Annotated in this window: 25 protein-coding genes, 2 tRNA genes and 1 pseudogene; 22 read left to right on the forward strand and 6 right to left on the reverse strand. The window is 45.8% G+C overall.

Translation table 11 applies throughout. The features are described from left to right. Positions 1-2 precede the first annotated feature (2 nt). Complete coding sequence (locus RS24_RS08645) at positions 3-1,442, forward strand: quinone-dependent dihydroorotate dehydrogenase (RefSeq protein ID WP_021777827.1); 1,440 nt, start codon at positions 3-5, stop codon at positions 1,440-1,442. A gap of 57 nt (positions 1,443-1,499) precedes the next feature. Beyond that, positions 1,500-2,114 (forward strand): TetR/AcrR family transcriptional regulator, encoded by a 615-nt coding sequence (locus RS24_RS08650; protein ID WP_021777828.1) that lies wholly within the window; start codon positions 1,500-1,502, stop codon positions 2,112-2,114. A gap of 16 nt (positions 2,115-2,130) precedes the next feature. Here RS24_RS08650 and RS24_RS08655 read toward each other — a convergent pair whose 3' ends face one another. Genes RS24_RS08655 through RS24_RS08670 form a run of 4 tightly spaced genes read right to left on the reverse strand, consistent with a single transcriptional unit; the run spans position 2,131 to position 5,090 of the window. Next, complete coding sequence (locus tag RS24_RS08655; RefSeq protein WP_021777829.1) at positions 2,131-2,601, reverse strand: DUF3429 domain-containing protein; 471 nt, start codon at positions 2,599-2,601, stop codon at positions 2,131-2,133. Positions 2,602-2,609: 8 nt separating this feature from the next. Beyond that, entirely contained in the window at positions 2,610-3,365 is a 756-nt protein-coding gene (locus tag RS24_RS08660) for a cytochrome c biogenesis CcdA family protein (RefSeq protein WP_021777830.1), read from the reverse strand. 40 nt (positions 3,366-3,405) lie between these two features. Continuing rightward, positions 3,406-4,164, reverse strand: a complete 759-nt coding sequence (locus RS24_RS08665; protein ID WP_021777831.1) for a TIGR02186 family protein — start codon at positions 4,162-4,164, stop codon at positions 3,406-3,408. Continuing rightward, positions 4,164-5,090 carry a sulfite exporter TauE/SafE family protein gene (locus tag RS24_RS08670; protein WP_021777832.1) on the reverse strand — a complete coding sequence of 309 codons (927 nt, stop codon included), beginning with the start codon at positions 5,088-5,090 and terminating at the stop codon, positions 4,164-4,166. The genes RS24_RS08665 and RS24_RS08670 overlap by 1 nt, the downstream gene beginning before the upstream one ends. Before the next feature lie 222 nt (positions 5,091-5,312). Between RS24_RS08670 and RS24_RS08675 the strand changes: the two genes are divergently transcribed. Beyond that, positions 5,313-6,230, forward strand: coding sequence for an alpha/beta hydrolase (locus RS24_RS08675; protein ID WP_021777833.1), 918 nt, complete (start codon positions 5,313-5,315; stop codon positions 6,228-6,230). Between the two features lie 20 nt (positions 6,231-6,250). Here the strand turns inward: RS24_RS08675 and msrB are convergent, their stop codons facing one another. Next, entirely contained in the window at positions 6,251-6,802 is a 552-nt protein-coding gene (gene msrB / locus RS24_RS08680) for a peptide-methionine (R)-S-oxide reductase MsrB (RefSeq protein WP_021777834.1), read from the reverse strand. A 157-nt stretch (positions 6,803-6,959) separates the two neighbouring features. Between msrB and RS24_RS08685 the strand changes: the two genes are divergently transcribed. From RS24_RS08685 to RS24_RS08700, 4 genes are all read left to right on the forward strand, one after another. Continuing rightward, the gene (locus tag RS24_RS08685; protein ID WP_021777835.1) at positions 6,960-7,259 is read left to right on the forward strand and encodes a DUF1475 family protein; all 300 of its coding nucleotides are present in this window, start codon (positions 6,960-6,962) and stop codon (positions 7,257-7,259) included. Between the two features lie 512 nt (positions 7,260-7,771). Then, entirely contained in the window at positions 7,772-9,604 is a 1,833-nt protein-coding gene (locus RS24_RS08690) for a ribonucleoside-diphosphate reductase subunit alpha (protein ID WP_051295636.1), read from the forward strand. Between the two features lie 66 nt (positions 9,605-9,670). After that, entirely contained in the window at positions 9,671-10,630 is a 960-nt protein-coding gene (locus RS24_RS08695; RefSeq protein ID WP_021777837.1) for a ribonucleotide-diphosphate reductase subunit beta, read from the forward strand. A gap of 169 nt (positions 10,631-10,799) precedes the next feature. Next, positions 10,800-11,486 carry a glutathione S-transferase family protein gene (locus tag RS24_RS08700; RefSeq protein WP_021777838.1) on the forward strand — a complete coding sequence of 229 codons (687 nt, stop codon included), beginning with the start codon at positions 10,800-10,802 and terminating at the stop codon, positions 11,484-11,486. Positions 11,487-11,527: 41 nt separating this feature from the next. Here RS24_RS08700 and RS24_RS08705 read toward each other — a convergent pair. Beyond that, positions 11,528-11,602, reverse strand: a tRNA-Thr gene (locus RS24_RS08705). Positions 11,603-11,678: 76 nt separating this feature from the next. Here RS24_RS08705 and RS24_RS10020 point away from each other — a divergent pair. The 15 genes and pseudogenes from RS24_RS10020 (at position 11,679) to RS24_RS08765 (ending at position 25,534) form a co-directional block, all read left to right on the forward strand. After that, positions 11,679-11,816 carry a hypothetical protein gene (locus RS24_RS10020; RefSeq protein WP_192814067.1) on the forward strand — a complete coding sequence of 46 codons (138 nt, stop codon included), beginning with the start codon at positions 11,679-11,681 and terminating at the stop codon, positions 11,814-11,816. Continuing rightward, positions 11,816-13,090 (forward strand): UDP-N-acetylglucosamine 1-carboxyvinyltransferase, encoded by a 1,275-nt coding sequence (murA, locus tag RS24_RS08710; RefSeq protein WP_021777839.1) that lies wholly within the window; start codon positions 11,816-11,818, stop codon positions 13,088-13,090. Before RS24_RS10020 ends, murA begins: the two co-directional genes overlap by 1 nt. 27 nt (positions 13,091-13,117) lie before the next feature. Further along, positions 13,118-13,567 (forward strand): DUF2948 family protein, encoded by a 450-nt coding sequence (locus RS24_RS08715; RefSeq protein ID WP_021777840.1) that lies wholly within the window; start codon positions 13,118-13,120, stop codon positions 13,565-13,567. Position 13,568: 1 nt separating this feature from the next. Next, positions 13,569-14,867, forward strand: a complete 1,299-nt coding sequence (gene hisD / locus RS24_RS08720; protein WP_021777841.1) for a histidinol dehydrogenase — start codon at positions 13,569-13,571, stop codon at positions 14,865-14,867. Further along, entirely contained in the window at positions 14,867-15,355 is a 489-nt protein-coding gene (locus RS24_RS08725) for a UPF0262 family protein (protein WP_021777842.1), read from the forward strand. Before hisD ends, RS24_RS08725 begins: the two co-directional genes overlap by 1 nt. Positions 15,356-15,404: 49 nt before the next feature. Continuing rightward, positions 15,405-15,623, forward strand: coding sequence for a translation initiation factor IF-1 (gene infA / locus RS24_RS08730; RefSeq protein WP_021777843.1), 219 nt, complete (start codon positions 15,405-15,407; stop codon positions 15,621-15,623). Next, a complete protein-coding gene (locus RS24_RS08735; protein ID WP_021777844.1) occupies positions 15,583-16,221 on the forward strand; it encodes a Maf family nucleotide pyrophosphatase in 639 nt (212 codons plus the stop codon). Before infA ends, RS24_RS08735 begins: the two co-directional genes overlap by 41 nt. A gap of 20 nt (positions 16,222-16,241) precedes the next feature. Continuing rightward, on the forward strand, positions 16,242-17,474 hold the full coding sequence (locus tag RS24_RS08740; RefSeq protein WP_021777845.1) for an Rne/Rng family ribonuclease: 1,233 nt from the start codon (positions 16,242-16,244) through the stop codon (positions 17,472-17,474). Beyond that, entirely contained in the window at positions 17,467-17,667 is a 201-nt protein-coding gene (locus RS24_RS09895; protein ID WP_021777846.1) for a DNA gyrase inhibitor YacG, read from the forward strand. The genes RS24_RS08740 and RS24_RS09895 overlap by 8 nt, the downstream gene beginning before the upstream one ends. Before the next feature lie 113 nt (positions 17,668-17,780). Continuing rightward, positions 17,781-17,855: transfer RNA gene (locus tag RS24_RS08745), tRNA-Phe, on the forward strand. A 107-nt stretch (positions 17,856-17,962) separates the two neighbouring features. Next, positions 17,963-19,039 carry a CNNM domain-containing protein gene (locus RS24_RS08750; RefSeq protein WP_021777847.1) on the forward strand — a complete coding sequence of 359 codons (1,077 nt, stop codon included), beginning with the start codon at positions 17,963-17,965 and terminating at the stop codon, positions 19,037-19,039. Between the two features lie 156 nt (positions 19,040-19,195). Continuing rightward, the gene (locus tag RS24_RS08755) at positions 19,196-22,057 is read left to right on the forward strand and encodes a hypothetical protein (RefSeq protein ID WP_021777848.1); all 2,862 of its coding nucleotides are present in this window, start codon (positions 19,196-19,198) and stop codon (positions 22,055-22,057) included. A gap of 83 nt (positions 22,058-22,140) precedes the next feature. Next, a pseudogene (locus RS24_RS10160) lies at positions 22,141-22,560 on the forward strand (TonB-dependent receptor plug domain-containing protein); the annotation flags it as partial. Positions 22,561-23,031: 471 nt separating this feature from the next. Next, complete coding sequence (locus tag RS24_RS10165; RefSeq protein WP_420885953.1) at positions 23,032-24,678, forward strand: TonB-dependent receptor domain-containing protein; 1,647 nt, start codon at positions 23,032-23,034, stop codon at positions 24,676-24,678. 28 nt (positions 24,679-24,706) lie between these two features. Beyond that, positions 24,707-25,534 (forward strand): type II secretion system protein N, encoded by an 828-nt coding sequence (locus RS24_RS08765; RefSeq protein ID WP_021777850.1) that lies wholly within the window; start codon positions 24,707-24,709, stop codon positions 25,532-25,534. Positions 25,535-25,586: the final 52 nt, after the last annotated feature.

A 25,586-nucleotide genomic window follows, 5' to 3' on the forward strand; every position in this document is an offset into this window, starting at 1 on the left:
TAATGCGATTATATAAAATAATACGCCCGTTAATTTTCTGCTTGCCCGCCGAGATGGCGCATCGCTTGACCGTTCGCGTGTTATCGACAATAGGTAAGTTTATTCCTACTCCCGGACGCGATGATTATATCCTCTCAGTCTCGGCGATGGGTCTTAAATTTTCAAACCCGTTTGGTATGGCGGCTGGGTTTGATAAAAACGGTGAGTTGCCTGAAGCTGTCAGTCGGCTGGGTTTTGGCTTTACCGAAATCGGAACAGTAACCCCTCAACCTCAGGACGGTAATCCAACGCCGCGCATTTTCCGTGTGACCAGAGATGAGGGCATTATTAACCGACTTGGGTTTAATAATGAAGGGCATCAGATTGTTCGGACGAGATTGTCTTCATATAAAGCACTTTTGCCGCATGGGTTTCCGGTGGGTGTAAATATCGGTGCCAATAAAGACTCATCTGACCGTATAGATGATTATCGCATCGGCGCAGAAGTTTTCTCTGAGCTTGCCGATTATCTGACAATAAATGTGTCTTCTCCCAACACACCGGGTTTGAGGGATTTACAAACTGCTGAAGCGTTGACACAAATTATTACTCAGGTGAAAAAAGTTGCCGGTGATGTGCCTGTAGTCCTGAAAGTTGCACCAGATTTAACGGATAACGACATTGCAGAGATTGCTAAAGTTGCCCTCAAGGTGAAACCGGCGGCTCTTATTGTCTCAAACACCACGATCGATCGTGATGGGCTTAAAAGCTCTCCTTATAAATGGGAAGAGGGCGGTTTGTCGGGACGACCTTTAATGCAAAAATCCACGGCGGTTTTGCAAGAATTCTACAAACATACAAAAGGTAAGTTAACGCTGATAGGTGTCGGCGGGGTTAGCGATGCTGCCGATGCTCTGGCAAAAATTAAATCAGGTGCGTCGCTCATTCAACTTTATACGGCAATTGTCTATCAAGGCCCGGGACTGATTAAGAAGCTGAATCGCGATTTGGCTGAGTTATTGCGCGAAGAAGGCTTTGAGTCGCTCGAAGATGCGATAGGCGTTGATGTCTCACCTGAAAGTTCAAATGAGACAAAAGAGAAGGGGACACAAATGAAAGTGAAAATCTTACATAATCCGAGATGTACAAAATCGCGGCAGACGCTCGCCCTTTTAGAAGAAAATGGAACGAGCCCAGATATTGTTGAATATCTCAAAACGCCATTAACTGAAAAGCAAATTAAAGCGCTTTTGAAAAAACTCGGTCTTTCGGCGCGTGATGCCATGCGTAAAAATGAAAACTTGTATAAAGAATTAAAGCTTGCTGAGGTTGATGACGAGGCCGTTTTGATAAAGGCCATGTCGGAAAATCCGATTTTGATTGAGCGACCCATTGTTGAGACGCCCAATGGTGCAGCAATTGGGCGACCTCCAGAGAATGTATTACCTCTTTTGTCTGCATGAAATACAGGGTAAGAGAAGAAAATAGAGAGTATAGTCAAAAGACGTTTCGGAGGGGATATGTCTAAAACCGAAGCCGTTGTCGCTGGAAAAAGAGCCACAACGCGCGCAAATAATAAAGATGCCATTTTGATTGCGGCGCGTGAGGTTTTTACCGAAATCGGATTTGGTGGCACAACGGTGCGCGATATCATCCGGCGTACGGGGCTGGCAAGCGGAACGTTTTATAATTACTTCACTGGTAAAGAAGAAGTTTTTGTAGCTCTGATTGACGATATTGGTGCAAGATTGCGCGCGCAGCTGCGGTCAGTTCGCGCCGATGCGAAAAATTTTGAAGATTTTATTGAAACAAGCTTCCTCGCTTATTTTTCCTATTATGCAAATAATCCAGATGATTATGGCTTGCTTCGTTCAAATCGTGGACGCGAGGGGGGGTATTTGTCCGGACCGCAAACCCGTGCGGGTCTAGAGGAGTTACGTGAGGATTTGTTGCAAGCCATTCAGGCTGGCATTGTTCCAGATTTGGATGTGGATTTTATGACATCCGCCATTAGTGGCTCGGCCTTTTCCATACTTGATGAAATGATGACACGAACCCCGCCTGACCCGGTTCAGACTGCCCGCTTTGCGTCTCGGCTTTATCTTGGCGGCGTTCGTTCTTTTGTGACTAAATAAAGCGCGAGTTATCGTTTCACGCATTCGCCGCGAGATAAAAATTCAAAGCAATTGATAATAATGATGATACAGCGCCCAGCGTAAGTCCTGCGCGCAAACGCGCATACCAGACCGGCAACATGCCATTTCGTGCGGCGCTGATATCGGACAGCCCCTGCACACTATGGCATGCGGCTAGAAGCAAAGGCCCTAACGGGATGGCCGGGAAAACCAAAACACCATATGCCAGCAAAGCGGGGAAAACACTCAATATGAAGGTGCGGCTATCCAGATGGTTCAACGCGCCACCCCATCGGACACCGCCCAGGAATGACAGAATAATTGCGCCGTAAACCATACCAAAAGTACCAGCAATGCCTTGCCAGCCCTGTGATGGGGGCATCCAGATAAGCAATGCGGGCGCGAGGAATGGAATGAGGCCACCTATCCCAAGCCATAAAGCTATTGGCGGAATGGCCTCTGTGTCTTGCAGGGTGTCTTCCATCATCTTTTAAATTAGCCAAGTTTAGAGAGCGCAGGAAACCAATCCAGAAGATAGGTGGCGAGGTTTTGAAGTGAACCAGAAAAAATCAGAATTCCGGTTGTAATCAGCAAGCCACCGGTTATTTTTTCCAATAGGCCTAATCTCTGTTTGATTTTAGGTGAGCTTTGCAGAAAATATCCCACGCCAACTGCCGATAAAACAAAAGGCACACCGAGACCTGCCGCATAAGTTGCCAATAGTCCGACGCCTTGTTGCAAGCTGTCGCTGGATGCCGCAAGCGTTAGAATAGTTGCCAAAATAGGGCCTATGCATGGCGTCCAGCCAAATGCAAAGGCGAGGCCGAGACCGAAAGCCGTTAAAAGCTGTTTTTCGCCTTTATTCTCGCCACTATTGACAGGTTTGGTGACGCGAAGTTCGCGTTGTAAAAAAGAAATTCTAAAAATACCCGCCATATGAAGACCGAGTATGACGATAAAGACGCCAGCAATTTTGGCGAGTAAATCCTTATGACCCAAAATAAACGGATTGATTGCAGCTGCGCCTGCGCCGAGAGAAATAAAGACGACTGAAAAGCCCGCCACGAAGGCCAGCGCACCAGGGAGAATACGTCCCCAGATGACGTTTTCATCCGCTTCTGTTAGCTCTTCAAAACCAATACCTGCAGCAAAACAGAGATAGCCAGGTACAAGTGGAAGGACACAAGGCGAGAGAAAACTCAGCAAACCTCCTAGAAAAGCTGCCCCGAGGGAAAACCCGAATTCATCCATGTATCACCATTATTAAACCTCTTGTTATTAGTTTTGTGCTCTAGTTTCTGCGGCGGAAAAGTACTGTTGCTATCCATCCAAAAAAGACGGCAATCAATACACCTGTGATACCATATAGAATGGGAAGCTGATGCGCCAAGCGGTGAAGGAATTGTTCAAAGCCCGCAATGCCGACAATTATCGTGTTATTATGCATGCTGAGAACTTTTCCGGCGTCAAATAAGATGATTTTTGCGTCATAGCTTCCCATTGGTACGCCCGGAGGAAGTGCAATTTCGGTTCTGAAGAGACGGTTGCCGATAATTTTCACACCGGATGGGTTTTCAGAATATAGATCACGGCTTTGTTTGTTGCGGATAAGACCTTTAAGAAATAAATCATTATCTTTATGGGTTGAGGCAAGCTTTGTGGGCACATAATCCAGACCGATACCCATTTCTTGTCGTGTTGCAGGAGAGGCGATATCAGCTAATCCCCGCGATGCGGCAACTGCATAATAAGAGGGTGTTGAGGAGATCGATAGCGACTCAGCGTTCACCCATAAACCGAAGATTTTGCCCTTGCGTCTGACTTTTAATTCTTCATCAGGCCCGCGCAGTATCACCACAATATCCGGCGAAGCATTTTTCCTTGAGGTTTCAAAAGCGCCAAAAAGTAAAACTGTTTCACCGTCAAAATTTGCCTGAATGTCAACTTCGGACGTGGAGAGGTCGGTTACAAGCTCATTCCCCATGACCGCTGATACAGGGACGGTAAGCAACATACATACTATAAGGCATGTGGTGATACCCCCGCGCATTATGGCATCATCCCTAGTGATGAAAGTGAGTAAATTTCGGCAGGCATGAAAAGTAAATCACACAGCATTTTAAGGCCTACGCCCAGTACAATGAGGGCCAGCAAGGCTCTTAATTGTTCGCCTCTGAGTTTTTGTCCGAGACGGGCACCTATCTGCGCGCCCACGACACCGCCGATTATCAAGATGGTGGCTAACACGACATCAACCGTCTGGTTTTTCACAGCATGCATAATCGTCACTGCTGCCGAAACGAAAATAATTTGAAACAAGGATGTGCCTATCACCACATTTGTCGGCATACGTAGCAGATAAATCATCGCTGGAACCATGATGAAGCCTCCGCCGACGCCCATAATTGCCGCCAGGATACCGACAAAAAAACCGATAAGAATTGGCGGGATAATACTGGTGTAAAGATGAGAAACCTTAAACCGCATTTTAAAAGGCAGACCGTGTATCCAATTATGTTGCCCGGGCCTTCTTGCGGGTATGGGACGTCCAATTTGTCGGGCATGGATGGCGCGAATACTCTCTATCATCATGAGTAAGCCGATAACACCAAGAAAAACCACATAACAAAGGGATATCATGAGATCTATCTGACCTATTTCCCACATCACAGCATAAAGCTGAACGCCAACAGCCGAACCCAACAACCCACCAGCCAACAAAACGCATCCCATGCGTATATCAACGCCGCGTTTCTGAAAATGAGCCATTCCGCCAGAGATAGAAGAAGCCAAAATTTGATTGGCCTCACTCGCAACAGCTACGGTAGGGGGGATGCCGACAAAAATTAAAAGCGGGGTCATAAGAAACCCGCCGCCAACACCAAACATGCCGGATAAAAAGCCTACGAGGCCACCAAGACCCAACAGCAAGTATATACTAACGCTGGTCTCTGCAATGGGTAAGTAAATTTGCATCTGGTTTTGTTGTGTTGTGGTTCAAAGTTATGATTTATCACGCAGGTCTCGATTTGCATAGAGAGCTTAAGGTGCAGAGTTTTGGGTTCTCTTAAAAGTTATAGGAAATAATGTGCTGTGCATTTTGGGGGCAAATATCCGCTTTTTAAACTCGCCGCGCCGATAAATAAATCTATTTATGTTTTTAAGCTTGAATTTTTATTTAGTAAGGTGGAGAAGAACATGTCACCTCTATCAGCTCAAAAACAACAAATGCCATTGCACGGTCAACCAAACGGCTATTTCGAGGACAGTATAAATTATTTGCATTGGGATGCTCATAAAAATGCACCTGTTATGCATTGGGCTCATGCGAATGGTTTTAGTGGTGGCACCTATGCGCCGTTACTTTCAAGACTTACCGATATTGCTCATATTTATGCCTGGGACGCTCGCGGCCACGGGTCGACCAAACTACCTGCTAATCCGAAAGACCTAAAAAGCTGGAACATCTATAAGGACGACATGATTCGTTTTGTGGAGAAACTTGCAGATAGGCACGGACAAAAAATCTATCTCACGGGTCACAGTCTCGGAGCGACAACATCTATCCTTGCTGCTGCCGAACGGCCTGATCTTGTCGCGGGGCTTGTGCTCGTTGATCCAGTTATTATTCCTTATCATCTTGGCTGGCTCTCCGGCTTTTTACATCAACTCAAGCTTCCGCATCCCGTTGGTCATCTAATTCGTCGATCCAGCCGCCGCCGCAAAATTTTTAAATCTCGTTCTGAGATTGCACAGTCCTATTTCGGGCGCGGCGCTTTCACGACAGATGATGACGGGTTTCTTAATGCCTATCTCGACTCAGCGATTGAACCTAAGGCGGGTGGCGTAGGTCTTTGTTGTCAACCTGAATGGGAGGCACAGAACTACATTGCTCAGCGGCACAATTCGGCGCGTGCCATCAAAGCGTTGGAATGTCATGTGATGCTGGTGCAAGCGGCAAAAGACTCAACGGTTTATTCCAATAAGCCGTTTTTGAAAACCCGTCAGCCTGTGACGTTTAAAACAGTCGAGGACACGACGCATTTCCTTCCATTTGAAAAACCGGATGCTGTTGCGTCACATATTGCCTCACTGATAACCGATGAGACAGCCTGATTTAGTGAAGGGCTGAGGTTTTATTGTTCTGATGATGCAAAAGGTGCGAGATAATTCTCATAACCTTCAGTCGCCATGTCCTCCACAGGAACGAATCTCAGGGCTGCTGAATTAATACAATATCGCAAACCAGTTGGGTCAGGGCCGTCGTCAAACACATGCCCTAAATGACTGTCCGCATGTTTGGAGCGTAATTCCGTGCGTTCTATGAAAAGGAAATTATCCGGCTTCTCGACAAGATTGCCCGGCGCGAGGGGGCGGATAAAAGACGGCCAACCGGTTCCACTTTTATATTTGTCTTTAGAGGAAAAAAGGGGTTCTCCAGAAACGACATCGACATATATGCCGTCGCGTTGTTCGTTCCAGTAAAGATTGTCAAAAGGCTTTTCCGTGCCATCTTCCTGCGTAACATAATATTGTAATGGGGTGAGTTGCTTCTCCAGGGTTGCGTCATCAGGTTTGACATAACCCTGTGCTTCCCAGGCTACGGAAGGCAGAGCAAAGCCGGCAAAAATAAAAAGGACAATTATCACGAGTGGCTGCATAGGTTTCATTTTTGGCTTTTTTGTCATGTAAGTCTCCTTATGAATAGATAACGGTTTTGGCTTCCCGTCTCATCTATGTATTATTGTTTAAATAAGGGATGTGGTTTTTTTATGTCCCTGATTGTGACGAAATTGTGCAGTCCTAAAATGCTGCCTACCGTTTGAAAGAAATTGGGTGGATATAATGTCTCAAAAATTAAAAATTATTGTTGGTTTTGCTTTGTCTATTTTCTTGGTGGCTTGTGTGCTGGCTTATCTGGCAGTCGGGTGGAGTGGCTTTGACAAAGTGCTTGCGGAGCCGTGGGGGCTAGTAACCATACTGGATCTGGTGCTCGGGGTTGTGTGTATGACTGCAGTTATTTTTACAGTTGAAAGTGACTGGAAAAAAGCGGCCATGTGGTCCGTGCCGATTTATTTTCTCGGAAATATCGTCACGGCTGTCTGGATTCTGACCCGTTTAGACCAAATCACTGATTCAAAATGACCTGTGGATAAGTCGCTTCAATTGTTTCAGGACTATGAATGCGTTTAGGTGAAATTTTTTTTAAGAATATTTTCCAGTAATTTCAATGACTAGGGCATGAGTCTTAAAAAATATAAAAAAAAACATATACTACCTGTTGACGCATCAAATGGTTTGAGACACTATATCTTGTAGTTTTTGCTGATTTGTCGGATTTTGTGACGGGTCAGATTTGGGGACTAATTCTTGGCCATGATTGACGTTTTTCATGGTGTGTATGTACGCACCTGCCGGTAAATTGCCCCCAAATTTAGACCTAAAATATGGCAATACACAGCTTATTAAGATGAATTTTCGTCTGATCGGAATTTATCTTTGGCACTGAGGACGGGTGAATGTTTAATAATACCGACAGAAAAGATGGTCAGATAGAGGCTGCCGAGCAGCAGGTTCAGGACGTGTTGAAAACAGCATCGCAGGAATTGAGAGGCAGCCGTAAGGCCGAAGGTCATGATGTGACCGCGCAACCTCAGATGGATTTTGAACGGGGCAGTCAAACTGTCCAGTTTGAAGACCGTCCGAGCGTTAAAATTGATTCTTCTCGCGACGCTCTTTTGACTGAATTTGGTAAAGCTACACTGACAGATCGTTATTTGATGCCCGGTGAGACTTATCAAAGTCTATTTGCGCGCGTTGCATCTTTTTATGGTGACGATGAAGCGCATGCTCAGCGTCTTTATGACTATATTTCAAAGTTGTGGTTTATGCCTTCAACTCCTGTTCTATCGAATGGGGGTACAAATAGAGGTCTGCCGATTTCCTGCTTTCTCAATGAAGCCAATGACAGCCTTTCAGACATTGTCGATCTTTGGAATGAGAATGTCTGGCTTGCCGCACGTGGTGGCGGTATTGGGTCTTATTGGGGGAATTTACGCTCGATTGGTGAGAAGGTTGGTCAAAACGGTAAGACCTCCGGCATTGTGCCGTTCATTCGTGTTATGGACAGTTTGACCCTTGCAATTTCCCAAGGTTCGTTGCGTCGTGGTTCGGCGGCGGTTTATTTACCGGTCGACCATCCCGAAATTGAAGAATTTATTGAAATCCGACGTCCGACCGGTGGCGACCCGAATCGTAAAGCTTTAAATCTGCATCACGGAATTCTGATTTCTGATGCTTTTATGCGTGCCGTTGAAAATGACGAGGACTGGGCGCTTCGCAGTCCTAAAGACAATTCAGTGCAAGCCTCTGTAAAAGCGCGCGATTTGTGGATTCGTATGCTTACAGCACGTATCGAGACAGGCGAACCTTATATGATTTTCCGGGATACGGTGAATAATCAACGTCCAGAGCATCAAAAGCTGTTGAATCTTGAGATTAAAACATCAAATCTGTGTGCTGAAATAACGCTCCCTACCGGCGAAGACCATTTGGGTGAAAACAGAACAGCCGTTTGCTGTCTGTCATCCGTTAATGTCGAGAAATTTGAAGATTGGCAGGATGACCCAAACTTCCTGCCGGATGTCATGCGTTTCCTTGATAATGTCCTTGAGGATTTTATCCAACGTGCGCCCGATAGTATGGCAAAAGCGAAATATGCCGCGATGCGCGAGCGTAGCGTCGGGCTCGGCGTGATGGGGTTCCATTCCTATTTGCAAGCCAACATGATTCCATGGGAATCGGTCATGGCGAAAGTTTGGAACAACCGTATTTTCTCTCACATTAAAGAGCAGGTTGATCATGCTTCACGCGTACTGGCAGAAGAACGCGGTGCGTGTCCGGATGCGGCGGAATGTGGCATGCAGGAACGTTTTTCGAATAAGACAGCGATTGCGCCAACGGCATCTATCTCAATTATTTGCGGGGGAGCGAGCCCAGGTATTGAACCGATTGCCGGTAACAGCTTTACGCATAAAACCCTTTCAGGCTCATTTAATGTCCGTAACCGCCATCTGGCTAAATTGCTGGATGAAAAAGGCCGTAATGATGACGATACATGGTCATCAATTGTGACCAGTGGTGGCTCGGTTATGCACCTTGATTTCCTGACAGATGAAGAAAAAGCTGTATTCAAGACAGCTTTCGAAATTGACCAGAGATGGCTGATTGAATTTGCTGGCGATCGTGCACCGCTGATTGATCAGGCGCAATCTCTCAATGTATTCTTACCTGCTGATATTCATAAGCGTGACCTCCATCAAATTCATTATCAGGCATGGAAGCGCGGTGTGAAGAGCTTATATTATTGTCGCTCACTCTCTATTCAACGTGCTGAAAGAAGTGACAGCGAAACGCCTACCGATCAGGATGCTGCAAAAACTGTTGCTGTGTCGACCATTGATTATGAAGAATGTGCTTCCTGCCAGTAAGTCTATGATAAGGTTTACTTTTTTGGATGCAGAACAGACAAAAATCAAACTAAGAGGACGTGTGTCATGTCACTTCTAGAAGACCGTATTGTATATAAACCATTTCTTTATCCGTGGGCGTATGACTCTTGGCTCACCCAGCAACGTATTCACTGGTTGCCCGAAGAAGTTCCTCTTGCTGAGGATGTTAAAGATTGGCACAAAACCCTGACAGTAAGTGAAAAAAACTTGCTGACGCAGATTTTCAGGTTTTTCGTACAGGCAGATGTGGAAGTGAATAATTGCTATATGAAGCACTATTCTCAGGTTTTTAAACCCACAGAAGTACAAATGATGCTATCTGCTTTTTCAAATATGGAAACCATTCACATTGCCGCCTATTCGCATTTGCTCGACACAATCGGCATGCCTGAAGTTGAATATGAAGCCTTCCTCAAATATGGCGAAATGAAAGACAAATATGATTATATGCAGGAATGGGGTGTGGAAACCAAAACCGACATCGCAAAAACGCTTGCGGTTTTTGGTGGTTTTACAGAAGGCCTGCAGCTTTTCGCCAGTTTTGCGATTTTGATGAATTTCCCGCGTTTCAATAAAATGAAAGGCATGGGACAAATTGTAACCTGGTCTGCTCGGGATGAGACCTTGCATACCAACTCTATTGTTCGTCTGTTTAACACTTTCGTTAATGAGAATCCTGAAATCTGGACGGAAGAAACGAAAAAAGATTTGTACAAGGCTTGTGAAACAGTCGTTACACATGAGGATGCCTTTATTGACCTCGCTTTTGAGATGGGTGGTGTTGAAGGTCTGGAGCCAAGTGAAGTGAAAGATTATATCCGCTATATCGGCAATCGTCGTCTAACCCAACTTAATCTGAATCCGATTTACGACATCGAAAAAAACCCCCTTCCTTGGATGGACGAGATGTTAAATGGTATCGAGCATACTAATTTCTTCGAGAACCGTGCCACGGAATATTCGAAAGCATCTACAACGGGCACTTGGGACGAGGCCTTCGGATAAACGCATAAGCCAAAACCCACAGCAAATCAGGATGAGCCTTAATGGCTCCCTGATACTGCCTTTTTGTCATACATGTATATGTCGGCTAATTGTCTTATAGCGGCTGACTTTAGCCCCTTGTAAGTCCCTGAAATTCAGGTCATCATTGCCTTTGATTATGAGGTAACGAATGATTGATTTATATACATCTCCAACTCCGAATGGATATAAAGCTTCCGTCACGCTTGAAGAGCTTGAACTCGATTATAATTTTCATGTGATTGACATTCAGGCGGGTGATCAAAAGAAACCTGAGTTCCTTGCCATTAACCCGAATGGACGGATTCCGGCTATTATAGATCGCGATTTGAACGACCTAAGAGTGTTTGAAAGCGCTGCGATTATGATCCATCTGGCTGAAAAAACTGGAAAGCTTTTGCCCACAGAAGCGGAAGGCCGGGCCGAGGTAATGTCGTGGTTGATGTTTCAGATGGGCGGCATTGGCCCAATGATGGGGCAGGCTAATGTCTTCTTCAGATATTTCCCAGAAAAAATACAGCCAGCGATTGACCGTTATCAAAATGAGGTACGGCGTCTTTTTGAGGTGCTTAACACCCATCTGGATGGACGTGAGTGGCTGGCAAAGGATTTCTCCATTGCTGACATAGCGAATTGGTGCTGGATACGGACGGCGAGTTGGTCAGGTGTTGAAAGCCGCGATTTAGATCATCTGCAGCGTTGGCAAAATGCCATGGAAGCTCGGCCAAAATGCGTGGCGGGAACAAAGATACCATTTGATATTACTGAACTTTTAAAGGCTGAAGGCAAGGATGCAGAGCAATTCGCCAAAGAAGCCGAAAAGCTGGTGCAGAAGTAACCGGAGAACCGGGCATGGCGCGTGAGGTAAAATCTGGGAAATGGTGCTGCCGGAGAGAATTGAACTCTCGGCCTCTCCCTTACCAAGGGAGTGCTCTACCCCTGAGCTACGGCAGCTTGTTATTAAGGCCTTTAACTGCCACAGCACGTTCAATTAGGCAAGTCTCATTCAAATCACTTTTAACGGTTTCAAATGTCACCATCTAATAATTCATCAGGGTCAAAGCCTGATCGCAAAGAAAGACTGGGTGCGGCACTGCGGGCCAATCTTCAGCGTCGCAAAGAGGGGCGGAAAAAGGCTCAAAAACAGGCAGGTAAGGAAAAAGAATAATGGATAAAATTGTCATAAATGGCGGCAACAGATTGATCGGCAGTTTACCAATAAGCGGATCAAAAAATGCTGTTTTGCCACTTATGATATTGGGACTTTTGACTGATGAAACGCTCAAGCTTGTGGGTACCCCTCGGCTGGCTGATACAACAACACTCGGCCATGTTTTAGAAGAGTTGGGCGCGCGGGTTGAGCTTTTCGGACAAGGCAAGGGCGAGGGGCTTACAGTTCACGCCCCTAACATTGCACAAACCATGGCTTCATATGAACTGGTGTCAAAGATGCGGGCGAGCTTCTGGGTAATCGGCCCGCTCCTCGCGCGTTGTGGTCAGGCCCGCGTGTCTCTCCCTGGGGGATGTGCGATTGGTACGCGCCCTGTAAATCTTTATTTGCAAGGTCTAAAGGAAATGGGCGCAGATATTGATGTTGTTGATGGCTATGTGAATGCCAAGTCAATCTCGCCATCTAATCGCTTGACCGGCGCACAAATTAATTTTCCCTTCGTTTCTGTGGGGGCTACTCATGTGATGATGATGGCGGCAAGCCTGGCGGACGGGCAAACCATTATCAATAATGCGGCGAGTGAACCTGAGGTTATGGATGTCGGACGATGCTTGCAGGCCATGGGTGCGCGAATTGAAGGGCTGGGGACACGCACACTGATTATTGATGGCGTTGAAAAGTTGAATGGGACGACTCATACTGTTATTCGCGATAGAATTGAGGCGGGCGCCTATGCCTGTGCGGCTGTTGCGTCAAATGGCGAAGTGACGCTAACGGGAGCAGATGAAGATTTGCTGGGGGCTTTAGCGCCTGTGTTGCAACAAGCAGGCGCCACTTTTGAAACAAAAGCTGACGGATTATTGGTCAAAGGCACATTAGATATACGTCCTGTGAATGTCGTGACGGAACCCTATCCGGGTTTTGCCACTGACTTACAGGCACCTTTTATGGGTTTGATGTGCGTTGCGGATGGGGTGAGCCATATTAGAGAAACGATTTTTGAGAATAGATTCATGCATGTGCAAGAACTCGCACGGCTGGGGGCTGACATTCAGCTGCAAGGAGATACGGCGCGGGTAACTGGTGTGCAGGCACTTAAAGGCGCACCCGTTATGGCAACTGATTTGCGTGCCTCGGTGACTTTGGTAATTGCAGGTTTGATTGCCGAAGGCCAGACGACGATACAACGCGTATATCATCTTGATCGAGGTTATGAAAATCTTGAGAAAAAACTGTCTGGCTGTGGAGCGGATATCAGCCGAATTTCTTGAGGATGGCAGAGAGGTCTAAAAAATAGAATGAGCTCATATAAACCGCTTCATCTGGTAGCCTGCGATAAAGATGATTTAAAAGTCATCTCTGCCATGATGCAGGATTGCATTATTAACGCCTCAGATATGGTATTTGATAAATCTATGCGGCTTTTTGCGGTAATGGGGAACCGTTTTTGCTGGGAGGTCGAGGATGAGGATACTCAACAACGGGTAAGGGTAGGGGTGCATTTTACGGATGTGCGTAAGGTTTCCTACCGCGATGTTGAGTTTGGTCGTGATCAGATTTTATCTTTGCTGGCGATGGAATTTGTGGCGCAAGAACCTCCTGGAGGTATTTTGCGTATAATTTTTTCTGGGCGATCTGAAATTCGTCTCACAATAGACGCATTGAATATGGTAATGCAGGATGTTACGCCCGGATGGTCTGCTTCAAGCAGACCACAACATGATGATGAGCCGAGAAACGAGAACTAATATGGTCTTGCGACTAAATAAGACAGATACAGATTTTGACTCTGACTTCACCCGACTTCTTAATATGAAACGGGAACAGGATGAGGACGTCAATCTTGCTGTGAGCGATATTATTAATGATGTTCGCGAACGGGGTGATGCGGCTTTATGTGACTATACACAGCGTTTTGACCGCAATGATATGACCCCAGAGATGTTGCGCGTATCGGCTGATGAGATTGACCGTGCTGAAGCAGAATGTGAGCAAGAAACCCTGCAAGCGCTGGATGTTGCGTCAAAAAGAATTGCGGATTTTCATGCGCGTCAAAAGCCACAGGATGAACGCTTTACAGATGCGCAGGGGGTCGAATTAGGCCATCGCTGGACGGCGGTAAGCGCGGCAGGCATTTATGTACCCGGCGGACTGGCGAGTTATCCCTCATCTGTGTTGATGAACGCATTACCTGCAAAAGTCGCTGGGGTTGAGCGCCTCGTTATGGTTGTTCCTATGCCTGACGGTAATGTTAATTCGCTTGTGCTCGCGGCAGCAAAACGTGCCGGTGTAGATGAGATATATAAAGTCGGCGGGGCGCAAGCCGTTGCAGCGCTTGCTTATGGCACGGAAACAATCCAGCCAGTTGATGTGATTGTCGGCCCGGGCAATGCTTATGTGGCAGCAGCAAAAAAACAGGTTTTTGGAAGTGTTGGCATTGATATGGTTGCGGGCCCTTCGGAAATTTTGGTTGTTGCTGATTCTGAAAATGACCCTGCTTGGATTGCTGCTGATCTTCTATCCCAGGCAGAGCATGACAGCGTGGCGCAATCTATTTTGATGACCGATGATGAGGTGTTTGCTGAAACCGTCTGTGGCGAAGTGGAACGTCAATTAAGTGAATTACCGCGTGAAGAGATTGCCCGTCAAAGCTGGGAAAATTTCGGTGCGGTAGTTCTTGTGCCGGATTTAACACAAGACGGGCCAGTGCTAATTGACCGATTGGCGCCGGAGCATCTTGAACTGGCGGTGAGAGACCCGGAAAGTTTGTCTGATAATATAAGGAATGCCGGTGCTATTTTTCTGGGGCGTTATACGCCGGAAGCTATTGGTGATTACATCGCCGGGCCTAATCACGTCCTGCCGACAGCGCGTGCTGCAAGATATGCATCAGGTCTTTCCGTTTTGAATTTTATGAAACGCAGTTCGCTCGTTTCGTGTTCGGTGGATAGTTTAAGAGAAATTGGAATGGATGCTATTCGTCTAGCTGAGTCCGAGGGGCTTTCTGCGCATGCGCGATCTGTTGCGATAAGATTGAACAAAAACTGATGAATGACGCACCGGAAGATAGCCCGAATAGAATTGTTCATCTATCTTTGGATGATCCCGCGCTGATTGCCCGAAATCCTGATGTTGAACATGAACGCCGTGTTGCTATTTTCGATTTGCTGGAAGAAAACAGTTTTTCGCCTAAAGACTGCGCACCCGGCCCCTATCGTGTCACACTTTCTCTCACCGAAAAGGGTCTTAATTTCCGTCTGTGTGACCTTGAGGATAACCTTTTGAAGGATATTGAACTTTCTCTGATGAGTTTCCGGCGGCTTGTGAAGGATTATTTCCTGATTTGTGAAAATTATTATCAGGCGATCCGGTCTGCTTCGCCCGATAAAATTGAAACAATAGATATGGGACGCAGAGCCCTGCATAATGAAGGCTCAACCTTACTTCAAGAGAAGTTGTCAGATGTGATTACAATGGATTTTGATACGGCACGTCGCCTTTTTACCCTGATTTGCGTATTGCAAATGAGGGGTTGATTTTAACTTATTTTATGGTCATTCTCCGGCAATTAAACAGGAAAAATATATGGCTAAAGAAGAATTACTTGAATTTCCGGGAATTGTTGTTGAGCTTTTGCCGAACGCAACCTTTCGTGTGAAATTGGAAAATGATCATGAAATCATTGCCCATACTGCTGGAAAAATGCGGAAAAACCGTATTCGTGTTCTGGCTGGCGACAAGGTTCTTGTAGAAATGACTCCATATGATCTTACAAAAGGGCGCATCACCTATAGATACAAATAGGCAGAAATTATGGCTCGCCAGCGCATCACCGCGTCGGCTTGACCTGCTTGCTCAGATAGGTATCAAGCCCGAACATGTTGGCCCTGCTGATATTGACGAGACACCTAAATCTGCTGAAACGCCCAGAGAATTGGCGCGCCGCCTCGCTTTAGAAAAGGCTGCTGCCGTCCTGACGCATATTCCCGAAAATGAAGACTGGGTTATTCTGGCGGCAGATACAGTCGTGGCACAGGGACGTAGAATTTTGCCAAAAGCAGAGACACAGGAAACTGCAAAAGCGTGTCTTAAACTGTTATCAGGGCGGGCGCATAGGGTTTTTAGCGGTGTTTGTCTCATATATAAAGGTAAGAGCATGCTCAGGGTTGCAGATACACGCGTGGTCATGAAAAGATTGTCTGCCGAGGAGATTACGACCTATCTGGACAGTCAGGAGTGGCGTGGCAAGGCGGGCGGTTACGCAATTCAAGGGCGGGCGGATGCATTTGTAAAATCCTTAAATGGATCCTACTCAAATGTTGTCGGATTACCTTTATATGAAACATCTTCGCTGTTAGCTGGTATCGGTTTTAAGGGCGGACAAAATGAACATAATGATTGAGGGTTATTGAGGAGAAGCGCATGGGGCATGAAGTTTTAATGTCAGTTGAGTATGGCCATGTATTCGTTGCAAATGTTAACGACGGAAAACTTATTGATTTGCGTATTGAGCCGGTTGGATCTGACAATCAAGATGTCGGAAAGATTTATCTTGCAAAAGTTGCGCGTGTTGTGCCGCGATTGCAGGCGGCGTTTGTCAATATTGGCGAAGACTCAGACGGGTTTCTCGGTGCGCGTGAAGCCCGGACGCTTCTCGTCAATGCTGACCGCGACACCCCGATTGAAGATTGTGTGCATGATGGCGATACGGTTCTGGTTCAGATTAACCGTCCAGCCGATGGTGATAAGGGGCCACAACTGACTGCAGATATTAGCCTGCCTGGGCGTTATGCAGTTCTTACGCCTTGCCGTACAAAAGTTTCCGTTTCGCGTTCTATAGAAGATGACAAAGAGCGACAAAGATTGATTGATCTTGCCGAGACGGTACGCGATCGGTTGGGTATTGAAGGTATGGACGGGCTTGCCGGTTGGGTGTTGCGAACAGCGGCAGAGGGTGTCGATAATGAACTGCTCGAAAAAGACATGGAAATGATTGCCGGTATCTGGACAGATATTCTGGATAAGGGGGATGATAATGACCCGCCCTGCCTTTTACATCAGGATTTGGGTGGGGTTGAGCGTGGGTTGCGTGATTTTATCCGCCCCGATACGGCATCTGTTATAATTCAAGGCGAAGCGGCTTTCCGAATGGCGCGAAGCTATTGTCAGAAAGTCATGCCACAGGCCGAAGCGCTTATCACGCAGAGCGAGTCCGGTGAAATCCTGTTCGACCGTTATGATATTAATGGTACAATCGACAAGGCACTCAGCCCACGTGTTGATTTGCCATCGGGGGGCTGGATAACGATTGAGACCACTGAGGCCATGACAACGATTGACGTGAATTCCGGTAGTCACAGTGATCCGGCGCTCGCGATTAATCTGGAAGCGGTTACCGAGATTGCCAGTCAGATTCCGTTACGCGCTATTGGCGGGCTGATTGCAATTGATTTTATTGATATGCAGGACGAAGCCGACGGTAAAAAAATAGAAGACAGTCTGCTGGCAGCATTTGAAAATGATCGTGTGCCAGTGCGTATTGGTCAAATGTCTAATTTCGGTGTGATTGAAATGACCCGCAAGCGTGACCGTCTTTCTTTGTTGAAATCTTTGCCAGCAGGGTATTTTGATAATACAGAGGGTGAAGATGACTGAGAGTACCAACAAGCCTGTAACCTGTCCGATATGTAAGGAGAATTACAGCGTTCAATCCTTTAAGCCATTTTGTTCTGAACGATGTGCCAATGTTGACTTGCATCGCTGGTTGGGAGGGCATTACAGTGTGCCGGCTATTGAGCCGCCCGATCATTTTTCAGATGATGAAGACACGTTTAGTGAAATTCATTAATCATATCGAATTGCGGGTAAACCTCTCATTTTGATGGTGGACAGAACCACACCAATTTCCTATAAACACGCGGTGGTAACGGCTCTATGGCTGTACGCATCACTTTTAAGAGTGCCCGGGTAGCTCAGGGGTAGAGCAGCGGACTGAAAATCCGCGTGTCGGTGGTTCAAATCCGCCCCCGGGCACCACAATTTTCTCAAATTAATATTGATGCCTTTCAAAGGAAAATGCTTTCTCTTCGCTATTGCAATGGGATGAGCGTGACAGTTGGGTAAGCATCTTTTAAGTTTAAATAATGACACTACTTATTTTTTACTTACTGCTCGCAGTGCTGGTTTCTTTTTTCTGCTCTGTGGCAGAGGCTGTCCTTCTTTCTGTGCGTCCTTCTTATATAGCTTTGCTGGAGGCCCAAGGGTCGGGAAGTGGTAAGAAACTCAAAAAATTATGTAATAATCTTGATCGGCCTCTTGCAGCAATCCTTACGGCAAATACGATTGCTCATACGGTTGGTGCGGCAGGTGTTGGCGCACAAGCAGCGGTTGTCTTTGGTAATCAATATATTGGTCTGACATCTGCAATTCTGACTTTTTTAATCCTCATATTTTCTGAAATAATTCCTAAAACTTTGGGGGCTGTATATTGGCGGCAACTGGCTCCCTCTTTTGCTGTTCTTATAGAGGGGCTGACGCAACTTTTGCTTCCATTTGTCTGGTTGTCTGAAAAGCTGACACGCATGTTATCTCGGTCGCGAGCCGGTAGTCATGCTTTCAGTCGCGACGAATTTGAGGCTATGGCTCAAATAGGGGCTGATGAGGGCTTGTTAGAGTCAAAAGAGTTGAAAATAGTGATGAATTTGATGCGCCTGCGTCAATTATCAGTTCGTGACATCATGACCCCGAGGCCGGTTGTTTTGTCTGCTTCAGAAAAAATGACTGTTAGAGATTTTTTCACTACTCATTCGAAAAATGCTTTTTCCCGTATTCCGGTATATGCAGAAAACGAAGATGATATAACGGGTTATGTGCTTAAAAATGATTTGCTGATGGCTCAAGCGAGAGATGAATTTGACAAATCACTATCAGAGTTTCGTCGGCCCTTTTTAATGTTTTTGGATGTGTTGGATGCATCAACCATTTTCGATCGTCTGATACATGGAAAAACTCAAATTGCTTTAATTCTTGATGAATACGGCACGATGCAGGGTATTGTGACAATGGAGGATGTTCTGGAAACCCTTATCGGTTTGGAGATTATTGATGAGTCGGACAAGGTAGATGATATGCAAAAGTTGGCGCGCAAACGCTGGCGGGCGCGTATGGAAAGCATGGGTATTAACCCCGAGAATATGGAAATGACTAAAAAGAAAGACTGACAACCCTTAAAAATGCTTCACTTTCATTGAGAAAAACTTTTAAAAAGATAATTATTCCCTGAAAAAAACAAATTGTTACATGAGTGTAAAACTTCTGTAATGTTCTAAAGTTTTATTGAGCCCATTAATTGGTACAACATTCCATTGGAGGGCAAAATGCCATCTTTCACTCTTTTTCGTAAATTTATGATGTCGGCCGTTCTAGGTCTGGCAGTTGCCGCATGTGATGGCGACAGTAATACCGAACTGGCCTCTCTTGGCACGGTCGGTCCTAACCCCGGCGCAGGTGGTACTACTTCTGGCGGTAGTTCTAGCGGTTCCAGTGGCGCAACTGCCAATTGTGAAGACGGGTTAACTCAAGTCACACTAAGTAATGATGATGAAGTTTGCTCTATTTCTGGCACGATTGCTTCCGATCTGACACTCAGCGCCTCGAACATTTATATGTTGGACGGTAAAGTAGTCGTCGGTGAAAATGAAGCCAAAGATGGTACAGGCGGCACTAATGCTGTTCTGACCATTCCAGCCGGAACAAAAATTATCGGTAAGCAAACGCCGACCTCTGGTGTGACCTCTTACCTTGTTATTACCCGTGGTTCTCGTTTGGAAGCTACTGGTTCTGAAACACAACCAATTATCTTCACCTCCGAACAAGATCACCTGCGTGGTCGTACATCTCCAATTGCCCTTGAAGAATCTGAAACCGGTGAATGGGGCGGGATTGTGGTTAATGGTCTAGCAACTATTAACAAAGGCACCGATTGTGAGCTTGCTGCCAACATTTGTGAGCGTGAAGGTGAAGGCGATAGCGGCCTTTACGGTGGTGACGATGACACGGATAACTCCGGTACATTCCGTTACATGCAGGTCCGTTACGCGGGGTTTGCGTTTACAGCAGATAATGAGCTGAATGGTATTGCCTTCCAGGGGGTTGGTTCCGGCACGACGATTGAATATGTTCATGTTCATAATGGCGCGGATGATGGTATCGAATTCTTCGGTGGTACAGCTAACGCAAAATATATTGTTGTAACCGGTGCAGATGATGACAGTATCGACTGGACAAATGGTTATCGCGGTTACATCCAATATGCGATCGTCATGCAAAACCCTAACCAAGCAAATACAGACCAAGGTATTGAGGCTGACAGTAACTCTTCTGACAATGATGCTAAGCCGCGTGCTCGTCCTGTATTGTCAAACGTGACACTCGTTGGTGCGCGTCCTGCTGAGTCTGACATCGGGATTTTGCTTCGCGAAGGTACTGGTGCGGGCATCTATAACTCTGTTGTTTCCAATTTTGAAGACTGCTGGGATATTGATGGGACAGCAACTTACACAAACAGCACAACAGCAACAGGCATTACTTTGAAATCTGTATTGTTTGATTGTGAGGACTCTTTCAAAGATGACACAGGTGCTGGCGAAGATGATACAGCCGCAGGAACAGGTCTTGCTGCTAAATTCGCCGCCGGAGCCAATAATGTTGAATTGGCCAGCACATTGTCGAATGGTTTCATTAACGGTAATAATGAAAACTCTGTAACTTCCGTAAATGTTAACACTGAAGAAACACTGACATGGTTCGAATTTGCAACCTATATCGGTGCAGTGAAAAGCTCTTCAGCTACTGATAACTGGACCCTCAACTGGACATATGGCATCAACCCGACGCCATCTTGCCCAACCGGAACAACAGCTATCGGTTCAACAGGTTGTGAGCTTTCAGGCGTTATTACAGATGACATTAATTTAGTATCTGGTCTTAGTTACTTCTTGCGCGGCAAGGTTGTCGTTGGCGTCGATTGTGGCCCCGACAAAGATAACGAGCTCGCAACTTGTGACAAAGCTGAGCTGACAATTGATCCGGGTGTCTCTGTGTTTGCTCGCGAAAACCCGCTTTCTTATCTAGTTATCGCACGCGGTTCTAAATTGAACTCAAACGGTACAGCATCCGCACCTGTAACCTTTACGGTTGAAGATGACTCTTCAAGAAACATTGACTCGGATACGGGTCTTTGGGGCGGACTAGTTATAAATGGTCGTGCGCCAATCAACAAAGGGACAAACTGTGAGGTTCTTACCAATCTGTGTGAGCGCGATGGTGAAGGCGATAGCGGTAAATACGGTGGTAACGATGCTGCCGATGATAGTGGTCAAATTTACTACACAGTCGTCAAATATGCAGGTTATGCATTTACCGCAGATAACGAGCTGAACGGCATTGCCTTTGAAGGTGTCGGTTCCGGAACGGAAGTAGATTACGTCCAAGTCCATAACGGCGCTGATGACGGTATTGAGTTCTTCGGCGGCACGGTAAATGCCAAGCACCTTGTCGTGACCGGTGCTGATGATGACAGTATCGATTGGACGAACGGTTATGTTGGTAATATCCAATACGCAATCGTTGTTCAAAACGGTGCCAATCAGGGTAACACCGATCAGGGTATTGAAGCGGACAGTAACTCATCCAACAATGATGCTCTGCCACGGGCCTTCCCATCCTTGTCAAACTTGACACTTGTCGGTTCCTTCCCAGCCGCAACTGGTGCAGAATCCGATATCGGTATCCTGTTACGAGAGGGTACGGGCGCTAATATATACAATACTGTAGTGGTTGGTTTCCAGGACGGTATCGACATTGACGATGCAGCAACTTACGCAAATCGTGATAGTGCCACAACTGGTATCAATCTTAAGTCCGTGTTTATTGATGCAGATACGGCTTTCGGTGATGATACAGCTGCCGGTGAAGACGATACAGCCGCTGGCTTTGATCTCGGGGCTTGGTTTGCAGCTGAAGACGCCAATAATGACAGCACGACGGCTAACTCTTTAACCACTCTCAGCGGTGCGACGACTGGACAGAAGCGCTACATTAACGGTGCAACTGAAAACGGTATTACTGATACCGATCCAACAGCTCTCGGTACCTTCTTTGAAGATGCTGGTTTTGTTGGAGCCGTACAGAGTTCCGACAACTGGACGTCCGGTTGGACGGTCTGGTTGAACGACTAGTCCTTACGGATACTGGCCGTCGCAGTTTTGCTGCGGCGGCCAACTCACTCTTCGGTTTATGCCTTCAAAATCAGGTTGCCAAAATGACAAATTTTAAACAAATAAATTCCAGCTTAGCCGCTTTTGCTTTGCTGGTATCTTTTCCGGCTCTTACTAATGCTCAGGATATTGATGAAATTCAGGTCATAGGGGTTTTTATTCCCGATGAAAAACGTAATACCTCCGAGATTTCCAATGTTCTGGAAGCTGAGGACTTTTCACTCGCTGGAGATAGCGATATAGCTGTCGCCTTGACGCGCCTTCCGGGTCTTTCTCCTGATACGACGGGTAAATATGTCGTCGTCAGAGGTTTGGTAGAAAGATATACATCCACCCTTCTGAATGGCACACAATTGCCATCACCTGACCCTTTGAAAACAGCTGTTCCGCTTGATATTTTTCCGACAAGTATTATCGGAAATGTTCTTGTCCAGAAAACATATTCTGCTGAATATCCTGGCGCTTTTGGTGGCGGTGTTATTGACCTTAGGACAAAAAGTGTTCCAGATGAACCGTTTTTAAACATAAGCTTATCAACGGGTTATAATTCAGAATCGACTTTAGAAGACGGACTTTCCTATTATGGCAGTGATCGTGACTGGCTGACTTTTGATGATGGTCATAGAGAACTTCCAAGCATATTCAGAAATGATTATCAGCTTACCAGTCAGACACCTGCGTCTTTAGAGCAATATGGTGAAGCAATCCCGAATATTTGGTCTATCGATTTTGATGAAAATCTTCCTGATGTTTCGGCCAAAATTTCTGGTGGTACTAACCGTGATACCGATAATGGAAGAATTGGGGTAATTTTTGCCCTCGATTATACCAGTGAATATCGTAACCATTTTGGTGAGCAATTTTCTTATTCCGCAACTGATGCCGGTCTGGTTATTCAACAAAACTTTTCAGATAGTGTTTGTGTAGGCCAGGGTGTGAGTACCGAATATTGTGGTTTTAATACAACCTCATGGAACACAAATTTGAACGGACTGTTGTCTGTTGGCTGGGAAATCGACGCGAATAGTGAGATTAAATATACAGGTGTTTTGCTTCGTTCGAGCCAGAAGCAGGTACAGATAAAAGGCGGGTCTACCGACTCCAATGATCTTGAAAATACGACACGTCTGGATTGGAAAGAGCGAGAAGTTATTTCTAATGCGGTATCGGGTGAACATACGTTTGATCTAATTGATGCTGGCGAGACAATGCTTGATTGGTCGCTCAATATAACCAACGCTTCTCGGGATGTTCCGTTACGTCGTCGTTATAAATATTTCTACGATGACGGTCCTGGTGCTTTTCGTATCAGTACTCGGACAGATGGTAATCTAACCGAATATGGTTATATGGAAGATGAGTCCCGCGACTTTGTTGTTAATCTCACGCAGGCTACGAATCTGTTTGGTTTTGAAACGGACATTAAAGCCGGTGCGGCTTATAACGAAAAAGAGCGTTCTAGTTACTACCTGACTTACCACTATAATATGGGCCAGGTTACGAACCGTGATTTACTGTTCCGTGTTCCTGAAGTAATTTTTGGTTCAGTCAATATCGACCCAAATGGGATTTATTTACAGTCTTTAACACGTGCTGCCGACAGTTTCTCTGCTGATTTTAAGAATGACCAAGCCTATTGGCAAATCGACACGCGTTTGACAGATACTATCCGCATATCATCCGGTTATCGTTACGAAGACAGCGAGCAATTGGTGCGTGCGACTGATCGGTCTACGCTTACACCTATTCTCGTTACACAGCAGATAGAGTCTTTCCTCCCGTCAGCAACTCTTACTTGGGAATTTGCAGATAATATGCAATTGCGCTTTGGTTATTCGGAAACCATTAACCGTCCTGATAGCCGTGAGTTATCTCCTGCCCGTTTCATTCGTGAAGATGGCCGGACGGAAGAAGGTAATCCAAATTTACAATTTGCTGAAATCAAGAACTACGATATTCGTTATGAGTGGTACTTTGGTGATAGTGACTCTGTAACTGTTGGAGTGTTCTACAAGGACATCACAAATCCAATCGAGTACTCCATTGCTTCCATCGGCGGTGAGGGTCAGCTTGATACAGTGGCAAATGCCGATGAAGCTGAGCTTTCAGGTATTGAAGTCGAGATAGAAAAGCAACTTGGTAAATATATGAATCGCGATTTATTCTTAAAAGCCAATACGACATATATTGACTCAGAAGTGATGCGTAGCGCTGCCAATTTTGGTGAGGTAACAAATCTCGTGGGTCCTATGCAGGGCCAGTCTGAGATACTTGCCAATATTCAGTTTGGCTTTGAGAATATTGAGCATAACGAATTCTTTAACGTCGTGCTTAACTATGTCGATGAACGGGTTTATCGCTTGGGTACAAACTCGCGACCTGACCTAATTGAAAAACCGCCTTTCGAGCTGAATCTGGTTTACAGCCGTGATATTTATACAGCTTATGACCGCCCTGTTGGTTTGTCTGTAAAGGTCAAGAATCTTCTGGACGAAGGGGCTGAGAGGCTTCAAGGTTCAGAGATAGCTGAATCCTATGATATTGGCACAACACTTTCTATCGGTCTGAATTACTCATTCTGATAGTTTTTATGGAAATCTTTTGGATAATATGACCGCCGCTGAATCACCGTCGACAAAGTTTATCGTTAATGCGCTAGAAATTGTCCTTGTTGTTTCGGCGGCGTTTCTTTTGGCTCATTATGTCGCGACATTTCTGGACGACAAGAGCCGCCTTAAGATTTCTGCTTATCAAACACCCGTCGCTAAGGATATGCAGCAATTTTCGCAATCCTATGACTTTAAAAATATGTTCTTCCCCGAATTGACTGCGGGTGAAGATAAAATTGTGAAGGTGCGTGCCGCAGAGTCTTCATTGGATATTAGATTATTTGGTCTTCGCGCAGACGGTAACGGCATGGGAAGCGTTATTTACAAAATAGGTGCTCAAGAACAGCAAAACGTTCGTGTCGGTGAACAAATGGCCGATAAGATTAAATTACTTGCCGTTTTTAATGACCGTATAGAAATCAATAATAATGGGCGTTTTGAAACTGTAACATTCGGCAAGGTCAACTCACGTTTGCGTGGTTTGCTGGAGCCGACGCCGCCGCCCGAACAAAACGAAAATGTTAAAACAGACCAGGCACAACCGCCTTTTTTAACGACCAGCTATTTTAAACCTGTAAAAAATGAGAATGGCGTGACGGCGGGTTTTATCCTTCAACCTGAATATGCAGCTATGCTGTCCGGCACGGCTTTTATGCTTGATGATGTCATTATGGAAATAAATGGTGAACGTGTCCACAATTATGAAAATTTGTCCGAAGCTCTTGAAGGTATCCGTTTCGGGCAGAAAGTTAATATGACGATTGAGCGGCGCGGGAACAAACAAAGCATGTCATTTATGGTCCCGGCACCAAGCACTGCAAACCGTTAAAATCATATTGGTACGTTAATTTCCACCATTCACAATAAATGTTAATCTGTCA

Origin of the sequence: Candidatus Micropelagos thuwalensis, from assembly GCF_000469155.1 — a bacterium.
GTDB lineage: Bacteria > Pseudomonadota > Alphaproteobacteria > RS24 > RS24 > Micropelagius > Micropelagius thuwalensis.